Source organism: Fulvimarina uroteuthidis, assembly GCF_034321785.1.
Lineage (GTDB): Bacteria > Pseudomonadota > Alphaproteobacteria > Rhizobiales > Rhizobiaceae > Fulvimarina > Fulvimarina uroteuthidis.
The window spans coordinates 485118-496716 of sequence record NZ_JAXLPB010000002.1 but is presented as its reverse complement, the minus strand read 5'-3'; the positions used below and the strand labels follow the sequence as shown (position 1 = coordinate 496716).

Annotated in this window: 9 protein-coding genes; 2 read left to right on the top strand and 7 right to left on the bottom strand. The window is 65.6% G+C overall.

The features are described 5' to 3' along the window. Window positions 1-22 precede the first annotated feature (22 nt). The 7 genes from U0C82_RS07220 to U0C82_RS07190 form a co-directional block, all read right to left on the bottom strand. Window positions 23-2665: an HWE histidine kinase domain-containing protein gene (locus U0C82_RS07220; RefSeq protein ID WP_322186398.1), complete on the bottom strand. Its 2643-nt coding sequence runs from the start codon at window positions 2663-2665 to the stop codon at window positions 23-25. After that, window positions 2662-3396 carry a biliverdin-producing heme oxygenase gene (locus U0C82_RS07215; RefSeq protein ID WP_322186397.1) on the bottom strand — a complete coding sequence of 245 codons (735 nt, stop codon included), beginning with the start codon at window positions 3394-3396 and terminating at the stop codon, window positions 2662-2664. Before U0C82_RS07215 ends, U0C82_RS07220 begins: the two co-directional genes overlap by 4 nt. Window positions 3397-3650: 254 nt before the next feature. Next, entirely contained in the window at window positions 3651-4952 is a 1302-nt protein-coding gene (locus U0C82_RS07210; RefSeq protein ID WP_322186396.1) for an NAD(P)/FAD-dependent oxidoreductase, read from the bottom strand. 4 nt (window positions 4953-4956) lie between these two features. Further along, entirely contained in the window at window positions 4957-6354 is a 1398-nt protein-coding gene (locus U0C82_RS07205; protein WP_322186868.1) for a glutamine synthetase family protein, read from the bottom strand. Window positions 6355-6577: 223 nt separating this feature from the next. Beyond that, window positions 6578-6991: an acyl-CoA thioesterase gene (locus U0C82_RS07200; protein ID WP_322186395.1), complete on the bottom strand. Its 414-nt coding sequence runs from the start codon at window positions 6989-6991 to the stop codon at window positions 6578-6580. Between the two features lie 42 nt (window positions 6992-7033). After that, window positions 7034-8377, bottom strand: a complete 1344-nt coding sequence (locus U0C82_RS07195; protein ID WP_322186394.1) for a cytochrome b/b6 domain-containing protein — start codon at window positions 8375-8377, stop codon at window positions 7034-7036. Window positions 8378-8632: 255 nt separating this feature from the next. Beyond that, complete coding sequence (locus tag U0C82_RS07190) at window positions 8633-9238, bottom strand: YceI family protein (RefSeq protein WP_322186393.1); 606 nt, start codon at window positions 9236-9238, stop codon at window positions 8633-8635. Between the two features lie 209 nt (window positions 9239-9447). Here U0C82_RS07190 and queG point away from each other — a divergent pair, with 209 nt between their 5' ends. Then, on the top strand, window positions 9448-10674 hold the full coding sequence (gene queG, locus U0C82_RS07185; RefSeq protein ID WP_322186392.1) for a tRNA epoxyqueuosine(34) reductase QueG: 1227 nt from the start codon (window positions 9448-9450) through the stop codon (window positions 10672-10674). Further along, complete coding sequence (locus U0C82_RS07180; protein ID WP_322186391.1) at window positions 10671-11579, top strand: SDR family NAD(P)-dependent oxidoreductase; 909 nt, start codon at window positions 10671-10673, stop codon at window positions 11577-11579. Before queG ends, U0C82_RS07180 begins: the two co-directional genes overlap by 4 nt. Window positions 11580-11599 lie beyond the last annotated feature (20 nt).

Here is an 11599-nt window from a genome sequence, read left to right as displayed (position 1 = left end):
GCGGCGTCCAGTCGTCGCCGTGTCAGGCGTTCCGCTTCCGCTCGATCGCGCGCGTCAGGGCCTTGATGAGCTCTTCTTCGGAGAAGGGCTTCTTCACGGCCTCGACATTCGGGCCGGCCGCCTCGGGAAATTCGATCTTCTCGCCATAGCCCGTCACGAAGACGAAGGGGATGCCCCTGTCAACGAGGATCTGGACGAGCGGGAAGCTCGTCTCGGCGCCCAGATTGACGTCGAGCATGGCGACATGGATCGCATCGTCGTTGAGGATGCGCCTTGCTTCCGAGACGCTCGCCGCGATCGCCACCGTCTTGGCCCCGTGGCTTTCGAGAAGCTGTTCGGCATCCATGGAGATGATGATGTTGTCTTCGACGAGAAGCACGTTCATTCCGTCCAGAAGAAGGCCGTTGTCGGAGGTCATGAGGGTCCATTCTCTTGTGCCGGGCATCTGTCCCCCGGTTCTTGCGGCGGCTTGGGTCTGGTCACCCTGCGTGCCTATGCCGTTTCTGTGCTCCGGCCCGATCTCGAAGGCGCGGGGCGGAATCGCGAACCGGGCTTCCAGACCGGCAAGCTTGTAGTTGACCTCCGCTTCGCCGCCAAGATCATGCGGGATCGATCGCTCGATGATCGTCGAGCCGAAGCCGCGGCGGCTCGGACGCTGGACGGCGGGCCCGCCCTCTTCGCGCCACCGGATGACGCAGAAGCCTTGATTGTCGATCGTCCAGCCCACGAGAACACGTCCCGTCGAATCCGAAAGGCTGCCATATTTGGCGGAGTTGGTCACCATTTCGTGGAAGACCAGCGCGAGGATCGAGAATGCCTGCGGCGACACCAGCACGTTGACACCGGTCAGTTCCACGCGTTCGACCTTGCCGCCGATATAGGCCTCGACCTCGGTCTGGATGATCTCCGAAAGGCTCTGCGGCGCGTATTTCTCGTCGGTGATCTGGTTGTGCGCCCGGGCGAGCGCCTGGATGCGGCCCGAGACGATGCGCGAGAAATCGTCGACGGAGGTCGCCGTCGCCTTGCTCTGGGTGACGAGGGCGCGGATCAGCGCCAGGATGTTGCGGACGCGGTGATTGAGCTCGGCGATCAGGAGCTCCTGCTGCTGCTGGGCGATCACCTGCTGGCGGGAGGTTTCTTCGGTGAAGCGGACGAGCACTTCCAGGATGGAAACGCGAAGCGCTTCCGACGCCTTCTTCTCGGCGGCCGTCCAGGAGCGCGAGCGTCCGCGCACGGTCTCCTTCCAGGCCTCGAAGCTCTTGCGCGGGCTCAGCCTCAGGCCGTCCGCTCCGTTGCCGGCCTGCTTGTCCTGCGGATTGCCTGCCCAGGTCACCGTGTGGACGATCTCCTCGCGGAAGAACATCAGATAGTCGCGGGGCGAGCGGGAGATCGGGATCGAGAGAATGCCCGCCACATGGCCCTCATAGGCGCGTGCGGGCGGGTAGACCGCGCCCAGTTCGTCGCTGGAATAGACGCGGTTGGCGGCCGCGCGATTGAGAAAGCGGGCGAGCGCCGGCATGTCCTCGACCGGTGGCGTCTTGCCATAGCCCTTCACCGAGCCGTTGGCCCAGACGGCGAAACCGTCGGCTGGAATGATGTCGCGAAGATCGTTCGCGAAATCCGACAGATCGGCCACCGACGGCGTCAGGCTCATGATCTTCCCGACGAACCGGTCGTGCAGTTCGCGCGCGTTCTCCTCCGCCTTGCGCTGTTCGCTGGCAAGCCGGCCCTCGATCATCAGCGAGATCATCAGCCCGAAGAGTTCGGTCGCGTCCCGCATCTCCATCGACAGCCGGCGCGGGGCATAGTGGTGCAGCGCGAACAGGCCCCACAGACGTCCGTCGATGACGACGGAGATCGAGTAGGAGGCGGAAACGCCCATGTTCTTCAGATATTCGATATGGATCGGGGACACCGAGCGCAGGACCGACATGGACAGATCGAGCGGCATGCTGTTCGGATCGTGCAAGGGGTCGATCGAGACCGGCGTCGCATCGACATCGGCGATCGTGCGGACCCGGTTGCGGATGTAGAGCGCGCGCGCCTGAACCGGAATATCGGTCGCCGGATAGTTCAGCCCCTTGAACGCTTCGAGCCCATTGCGCAAAGCCTCCGACACGACCGTGCCGGCGCCGTCCTCATTGAAGCGATAGAGCATCACCCGGTCGAAACCGGTGACGCCGCGCAGCTGGCGCACGCTCTCGTCGAAGAGTTCCTGCGCGGACTGCGTGCGCTGCAGGCGTCCGGACATCGAGCGAACGAGAGCGCCGGGACTGACGGACTGGCTTTCGCCGGAAGGCTCGGCCTCCAAGATGATCGACTGGCCCGACACGTGCAGCGACACGTCGAACGTCTTGTCGGCGGACAGGAGATGGACGCCGAAGATGCGCTCGGAGGCGTCGGCCGACGAGAGCATATGCAGGCGCGAGCGCAGCATGCGGATGATCGCGTCGTTAAGCAGCACGCCGAGGGGATTGCCGAGAAGATCGTCGGGGCTCTTGCCGGTGAACCGTTCCACATTGCTCGAGACGCGCTGGATCAACCAGTCGAACGAGATCGCGACGATGAATCCGAAATCCTGGATCGTGCCGAGGAGATGGATCGGCTCGCGGTCGCAATTGGTGAGATCGACCGAGAAGGTCTTCGGATCTTCAGATGATGTCATCGGGCATCTTTCCTGTCGACACGAGCCGGCTGAAACTGTCTGGCTCGCTCGGCGGCATCGCGAAAAAGAGCGAATGCAGCCCGGGCACTCGCAACCGATGCGTCGAGCGCGGTCCGTCCGGAAATCAGTTGTTCGAGATGGGCCATACGCCCATTGAAGTTTTCTGTCGATCTCGACGCTTCGAAAAAAGTCATGGGCAAATCGGAGCTTACGCTGCGCCAGGGTGCGGAAGCCACGCGCCCGTGCAGCATCCGAGCCCCCAGACGCGAGCCCTCGAGAACGTAGATGAGGCCGATCGCGGCCGGCAGGTCGCAGGCCACGGGCGCGGCCGGGCCGTCGCCCCGTCCGGACCTTTCTCCCAGCGCTTCGAGATCTGCAAGGAGAGCGCCGCGCACGCAATGGTACGGCCTCAGCGCTTCGAACCGGTCGAGCGCGGTCTCGAGGACGGGCTCGAGGACCCGGTGGGCGAGATGGTTCATGGCGAGATAGGCGACGTAGGCGGCGCGGCTCTCCCAGACCTCGCCGACGAGGGCATCGAGCTCGCGGTGATCGCGGTCCGTCGCCGCGCGCAGCACGTCGCGCATCCGCACGGGGAGCGCGAAGGGAACGGCGTCGCCGTCGGCATCCGGTTCGGGAGACCGGCCCGCGAGCGCCTCGAGCCGCCCGTTCGCCCGCTTCAGGCCGGCTCGCTCCCGTCCCGCGTTCTCCATGCCTGCTTCATCGAATGCCAAAATGCGAATGATCCCGCGATGCCGTCGAGCCTTGTAAATAGGGTGAGCTATCAACCGGATAAAGGCTGGGTCTGCAAGCACTATCGGGCATCGTCCCCGGCGGGGAGAGCAAAAAGGCAGGCACGGCCGTTCGCCGGCTCGAAATCCGGCCATGGGTGTTGACCGCCCGGGACGACGTTCGGCGAATGGGGCGCATGGGTTGCGCCATGGCCCCGGCGCGCGCTCTGCAACCGTGAGCCGGCCGGGCACCGGGATCAGAACCGATCGCGGAAGGCGAACCAGGTCATGGCGAGCATGGTGAGCGGTCCGCGCAGGCGCGTGCCGCCGGGAAAGGGCGGGATGTCGAGATCCTCGAAGAGCTTCAGCCGGTCGCGGTTGCCGCAAAGGCGCTCGGCGTAGAGCCGGCCGGCGAAATTCGCCAGCATCACGCCATGGCCCGAAAACCCGCCGATCGCCGTCACGCCGTCTTCGCTGCTCGTGACGAACGGCATTCGCTTCATGGTGATGGCGACATGGCCGCCCCAGGCATGGGTGAGGGCGACGCCCTTCAACTGCGGATAGACCTCGACGATCTGCTTGACGATGTGCTTGCCGATATCGCCGGTCGCCGACGTATAGGCCTCGCGTCCGCCGAACAGCAGCCTGCCGTCCCGGCTCTTGCGGAAATAGCGCACGACGAAGCGGGAATCGTGGCAGGCTTCGCCGCCGGGCAGGATCGTGTCGTCGTCGAGCGGCTCCGTCGCGCCGATGAAGGAGCCGACCGGCATGACATGGGCGTCGAGCGCCGGCGACAGGTCATGACCATAGGCATTGGTGGCCAGAAGCACGTTGGCGGCGCGGATCTCGCCCCGTTCGGTTCTGGCGACGTGACGCCCGTCGCCCCGATGGTGAAGCGTCGTCACCGGGCTCATCTCGAACAGCCGCGCCCCGGACGCGGCGGCGACGGACGCGGTGCCCAGGACGAGCTTCAGGGGGTTGAGATGACCCGTGCCGGTGTCGCGCATGCCGCCGAAGAAGCGCGACGTGCCGAGGCTTCGCTCGGTCTCGGCGCGGTCCATGAAGCTTGCATGCGGATAGGCGTAGCGGGTCGTGAGCGCCTCGACCTGCGCCTCGAAATCCTTCAGATAGCGGGTCTTGTGGGCCACCGCGAGCTGCCCGCGCCGAAGATCGACGTCGAGGCGGTTGGTTTCGATGAATTCGAACAGGCTCGCCTTGGCCTCCTCGGCCAGCTTGAACAGAGCAAGCGAATTGTCGAAGCCGATCTCGGGCTCCAGTTCGTCCGGCCACAGGCGCTGGCCGGTGCCGATCTGGCCGCCATTGCGGCCCGACGCGCCGTCCCCGAAGCGGTAGGCCTCGAGCACCGCGACCGACGCGCCGGTCCTTGCGAGATGGAGCGCGGCCGAAAGTCCGGTGAACCCGCCGCCGACGATCAGGACGTCGACATCCAAGCTTTCCCCGAGCGCCGGATAGGCAGGGCGTTCCACCGTGTCCTCGTAATAGGACCGGCCCGGCGCGATGGGGGAGGTCGAGGTGGCGGTCAGGGGTGTTGCGTCCACGGTGTCAGACCTGAAGCAGCAGGAACTCGCGCTCCCACGGGCTGATCACCTGCATGAACGTCTCGTGTTCGCCGCGCTTGATGCCGGCATAGGTGACGACGAAATCCCGGCCGAGCACCTCGTGGAAGGCCTTTTCGGCCTCGAACACGGCCACGGCCTCCAGAAGGCCGCGCGGCAGGGCGATCTCGCCGTCCTCGTTGGCCGTGCGCTCGGTGGGCTCGGTCGGCTGAAGCGCCTCGACCATGCCCAGATAGCCGCAGGCGAGGGAGGCCGCGATCGACAGGTAGGGGTTGGTGTCCGAGGAGGGCAGGCGGTTCTCGACGCGGCGCCCTTCCGGATCGGACGTCGGCACGCGGAACGCCGTCGTGCGATTGTCGAAACCCCATTCGCAATTGGTGGGCGCGGCCATGCCGTAGGTGAGGCGGCGATAGGAATTGACGTAGGGCGCCATCATGATGAGGGCGGCCGGGACGTATTTCTGCATGCCGCCGATGAAATGATGGAAGAGATCGGACGGTCCGCCATCGGCGTTCGAGAAGATGTTCTTGCCGGTGTGCTTGTCGACGATCGACTGGTGGATGTGCATGGCCGAGCCCGGCTGGCCCTGGATGGGCTTGGCCATGAAGGTCGCATAGATGTCGTGACCCATCGCAGCTTCGCGGATGGTGCGCTTGAACAGGAACACCTGATCGGCCAGTTCCACCGGATCGCCGTGGCGAAGATTGATCTCGAGCTGGGCCGCGCCTTCCTCGTGGATCAGCGTATCGATCTCAAGGCCCTGCGCGTCCGAATAGTCGTAGATGTCGTCGATCAGCTCGTCGAACTCGTTGACCCCGCCGATCGAATAGGACTGGCCGGACTGGATCTGGCGTCCCGAACGCCCGATCGGGGGGGTCAGCGGATAGTCCGGATCGGCATTCTTCGAGACGAGGTAGAATTCGATTTCCGGCGCGATCACCGGTTTCCAGCCGCGCGCTTCGTAGAGCGCCATGACATGCTTCAGGACGTTGCGCGGCGTATAGCCGACGGCGTTGCCCGACTGGTCGACGAGATCGCAGATCACCTGGGCCGTCGGATCGCTTTCCCACGGGACGGCGCAGAGCGTCGAGAGATCGGGCACGAGCTTCAGGTCGCCATCGTTCGGCGAATAGCGGAAATCGCCGCTCTCTTCGGGATATTCCCCAGAAATCGTGTGCATGAACAGGGCGGACGGAAGCGCCAGCGACGTGTTGCCGACGAACTTCTTGGCCGGCATCATCTTGCCGCGGGCAACGCCGGCCAGATCCGGCGTGATGCATTCCACATCGTCGATGCCCCGGGCCAGGAGCCAGGCGCGCGCCTCGTCCATGCTGGCGACGCCGCGATTGGAGGCGGCCAGCGTCAGGTCGAGCGCCGCCGGCATGACGGGCAGGCCGTGGCTCTTGCGCGCTTCGGCCGGCTTCTGCGCGGCCTTGGCGGGTTGGGCGGGTTCGTTGCCGGGAGCCAGCTTGCGGCGAGGTTGTGCCGGTTCCGGCATGCGCGGGCGCGAGGAAGGCTGTGTGGGCTTGGCCATGATATCCGATTGCTCTGATTCTCGCCCGAGCATAGCGGCTCGAGGCCCGGCCCGGAACCCTTGCGGACCCGTTTCAGAGGGCTTTCAGACGGTCCAGCGCCTGTTGCGGGAGCGGCGTCGAGCGCCGCGTCGCGTCATCGACGAGAACGACGACCGAAAAGGCCCTGGCGCATGGCTTCCCGTTCTGGAAGAGCGCCTGCTCGATCTTGATCGAGGATCGGCCGATGGACTGGATGCGGGTCGCGGTGTGCACGGTGCCAGGCCAGAGCATCTCGTCGATGAAGTCGATCCTGATGTGCGCGACCACGAAGGCGCAGCCTTCTGGTGCGATCGGGTCGGACGGATCGTAGATCACCTCGCAGCGCGCCTGCTCGAGAAACACCATGAAGGCGACATTGTTGATGTGGCCCTGCCGGTCCATGTCGGCAAAGCGCAACTTGTCCTCGGTGACATGGGTGAAGTCTTCGAGGCGGGGTGTCTCGTCCATCTTTTGTCTTTCGGGCTTTGGAAGGGTCCACGGATCGCAAGCTTAAGGCTTCGCCCGGCTCGCCGCGAGCGTAAAGTTCACCGTCACTTCCTTCGAAAGCTCGCTTCCCGTCGGATCGTTGCTGACGCCGATGCCGAAAGCCGTGCGGTCGATCACCGCCGAGCCCGTCACGCTGGCGCGTTCCGCGTCGAGCGGTTCGAAGGTGAAGGGAACCACGATCGGACGGGTTTCGCCCTTGAGCGTCAGCGTGCCGCTCGCCGTGTAGGCGTCGTCACCGGAGGCGTCCTTCCGGAATTCCGAAAGGACGAGCCGGGCTTCGGGATGGGTGTCCGAGGCGAACCCGTCGGTGCCCTGGAGTTGCGGCGAGACGAAACTGTTGTCCACCGTGATCGAGGCGGTTCGCATGACGATCTCGGCGTTCGCCGTCTCCAGCGCGTCTGGCGAAAAGGTGATGTCGGCGGTGTAGTCGCCGATGTCGCCCTTGACCGGCGTTCCCGAGAAGCCGGCTTCGAAACCGAGGCTGCTTTGCGCCCTGTCGACGAGCCAGCCGCCGTCCGCCGCGTCGATCGCTTCCGCTTGCGTGGTGACTGCCGCGGATTGGTCTGCCGACGGCTGGGCAGCCGGGCTTATCGCGCCGTCCTGCAGGCTCGAACCTTCGACGCCGGACGCCGGGCCGCTCCGCACGGTTTCGGCGCGACCAATCAGGAGGCCGAGGCCGAGCACCGCCGCAAGGCCGACAAAGGCCGTCAGCCTCGCACCGGCCCGGCTTTGCTGCGGCACGAGATCGTCGCCGAGACCCATCCGCGAGAAGGATGGCAACTGATCGACGATCCGGTGCTTCAGCGCGCCTGCGACATGCAGGGCCAGAAGGGCGAGGAAGGACAGCGCCAGCCATTTATGACTGAATTCGAAGATCCCTTCGAGCGTCTCGCGCGTTGCTTCCGCGACCACACCGCGGATCGGCAGGTTGGGCCAGGGCAGGGCGTCGAGCATGAAGAGATGGGTCGGCACCACCGCCGACGAGGCCGACACGACGAGCCAGCCGATCAGCGGCACGGCGAGCATCAGCCCGTAGAACAGGAGATGGACGGCATGCGAGGCGAGCCGTTCGGCACGCGGCATGGTCGGGGCATGGGCGGGCGGCGGGTTCATGACGCGCCACAGGATGCGGGCCACCGTGAGGGCAAGGACGAGCAGCCCGATCGTCTTGTGCCACTGATAGGTCGGGAACTGGACGGATTTGGGCAGGAGGTCCGAGGTCATGAGAAGACCGCCGGCGATGTTGAGAAGGATCAGGAACGCGATCGTCCAGTGGAGGAGGATCGCCCCGTTCGTGTAGCGGGTATAGGCGCTGCGCCATGCGTGCCGCTCGCTTGTCACACCCATCGACTGTGCGTCTCCTGCCGGCCCCCGCGACGCCGGAGCCGCGAAGACGGACAAAGCCCTGTCTTGGCGGTTTTGGCGCGTTCCAACGACGAAGAGAAGCGCCCGGCAGGGCCGACGGATCGCCGGACGCCTCGAAACCCGTGAGCGGCGGCCCGACCCGAAGGTCGACCCGCCGCTTTCCATCAAGTGCGGCCGCGTTCCGGCCGATCCCCGGATCCCGTCGCGGGGACGGCGGGGCCGTCAGGCGCTGGCGTCTCAGGACTGGGGAACGAACTCGGCCTGGATCTCGAGGGTGACGTCTTTCGAGACCGGGCCGGCAAGATAGTCGATGCCGTATTTCGTGCGGTCGATGGTCATCATGCCGCCGAAGCCGACGGCCGGGTTCTGCGTCATCGGATGCGGGTTGAGCGCGGTGTTGAAGGTCACGTCCATCACCTCTTCATGGGTCTGGCCGTGCAGCGTCAGGTCGCCGGTCACCTTGCCGGTGTTGTCGCCGGTGATCTCGATCGACTTGGAGACGAACTTGGCTTCCGGAAATTCCGGCGCGTTGAGGAACTGCTCGCCGGAGATCTCCTCGTCGAAACTCTTGTCGCCCTCGAAGTTCGTCGAGACCGAGGTCGGATCGACGGTCGCCGTCAGGGTGGACTCGGCGACGTTCTCGGGATCGAGTTCGAGGGTGGCGCTCATCGTGTCGAAGCGGCCGATATAGGTGGAGAGGCCGAAATGATCGACTTTCCAAAGGACATTGGTGTGGTTCGGATCCGTGACGTAGGTTCCGGCCGGAACGTCGATCGACTGGGCGCTTGCGGCGCCCGTGGCGATGAGGACGGCCGTGGTGGCGGAAAGAAGGAGATGGCGCATGAAGGGAACTCCGTGTTGATTGAAACCTGCGATGTCTGTTGCCGGCGTTTGTTTCCTGTTTCGCCCGTTCACTCAAGGTGCGCCGACGAAACGGATCGTTCAATTGCCCGATCGGGCCGGGGTTTGACCACATCGTGATCGATCGGTGATCATAAAGCGTGACGATCAACCATGAAAGAGACAGAAATCGAACGGTTCATGACAATACGATGAACGATCCTTCTTTGAAATACGGCCAAGACGCCAAGCGTTTGCGCAGTTTTCTTCTGTCCGACGCAACGCGGCTCGGCTTTTCGACTGTCGGCATCGCGCCTGCAGAGAGCGACGGCGTGGCCGGCAGCCGCCTCGGCGCGTTCGTCGAGGCGGGCCGCCACGGCACCATGGACTGGATCCCCGAGACCGTCGGGCGGCGACGCTCGGCCAGGGCGCTGTGGCCGGATGTCGTCTCCATCGTCGTTCTCGGCATAAATTACGGCCCGGACGAGAATCCGCTGTCCATTCTCGATCGTCCTGATCGCGGCGCGATCTCGGTCTATGCCCGCCACCGCGACTATCACGAGGTGATCAAGGGCAGGCTGAAGGAATTGGCGAGCCGCCTGATCGCGCAGGCCCGAAGATCGGGGGCGGGCGAGCACGACGCCAAGGTCTTCGTCGACACCGCGCCGGTCATGGAAAAGCCGCTCGGGGTCATGGCGGGGCTCGGCTGGCAGGGCAAGCACACCAATCTCCTGTCCCGCGACTTCGGCTCCTGGCTGTTCCTGGGTTCGATCTTCACCACGCTCGCCCTGCCCGAGGACGAGCCCGGGCGCGACCGCTGCGGCTCCTGCACCGCCTGCCTCGACATCTGCCCGACCGACGCCTTTCCCGCGCCCTACCAGCTCGATGCGCGGCGCTGCATCTCCTATCTCACCATCGAAACGAAGGCGCCGATACCGCGCGCGCTGCGCCCGAAGATGGGCAATCGCATCTATGGCTGCGACGACTGCCTCGCCGTCTGCCCGTGGAACAAGTTCGCCAAGAGCGCGCGCGAGACGAAACTGATCGCGCGCGAGGACCTCAAGGCACCGCGCCTTGAAGATTTGCTCGCGCTCGACGAGGCGGCCTTCCGCACGCTCTTCTCCGGCTCGCCGATCAAGCGGATCGGCCGCGACAAGTTCGTCTCCAACTGCCTGATCGCCGCCGGCAATTCCGGTGATCGCGCCTTTATCGCCGCCATTGCGGCGCGGCTCGAAGACGAGGCCGCGATCGTGCGGGCGATGGCGGTCTGGGCGCTCTCGCAACTGTTGGGCGCAGGCGAGGCCTTGAGCGCATGGAGCCGCGCGCGAGATAGGGAGACCGACGGGACCGTGCTCGGCGAGTGGCGGGCGGCCATGGGTCAGGCGGGCGCGGCGGACCGGATCGAACCGGCACAGGACAACAAGGACAGGAATTCATGAAGCTCTTCGTCTTCGGCCACGGCTATTCCGCCTCGCATTATGTCGGCAGCGTCGCGTCGGCGAGCGTGCTCGCGGTGACCGTGCGCAGCATCGAGAAGGCCGAGCGGCTCGCCGAAAGCGGCGTCAAGGCTCTCGTCTTCGACGGCGAGAATTACGCGCCGGACGTCGCCGAGACGCTTGGCGAGGCGACGCACATTCTCGTCTCCGTGCCGCCGGGCCATCGCGCGCCGCCGCAAGCGCGCGTCGGCGGGGCGAACGCGCCCGAAGGCGACCCGGTCCTGAAACTGTTTGCCGAGACGATCCTGACCCGATGCCGCGACCTGCAATGGATCGGCTATCTCTCCACGGTCGGCGTCTATGGCGACCATGACGGTCTCTGGGTGGACGAGGACACGCCGGTCAAGCCATCGTCGGAGCGGTCCAAGGCGCGGGTCGCCGCGGAAGACGGCTGGAAGGCCGTGGCCGAACGGCGCGGCGTGCCGCTCGCGATCCTTCGCCTGTCGGGCATCTACGGTCCCGGCCAGAACGCGTTCGTGAGCCTTCGCAAGGGCACGGCGAAGCGCCTCATCAAGCCCGGCCAGGTGTTCAACCGCATCCATGTGGAGGATATCGCCGGAAGCCTCTCCCTGCTGGCGGATGGCAGGATCGGCGGCATCTTCAACGTGACCGACGACGAGCCGGCCCCGCCGCAGGACGTCGTCGCCCATGCGGCCGACCTTGCCGGCGTCGAGCCGCCCCCCGAGACCCGTTTCGAGGAGGCCGACCTCTCGCCCATGGCGCGAAGCTTCTACGGCGAGAACAAGCGGGTCTCGAACGCCAGGATCAAGCACGCGGGCTACACGTTCCGTTATCCAACCTACCGCGAGGCGCTGGAGGCGCTGAAGGGCGACTGCGCGCCCGCCTGAGGCCGGCGCCCGCCGACCGT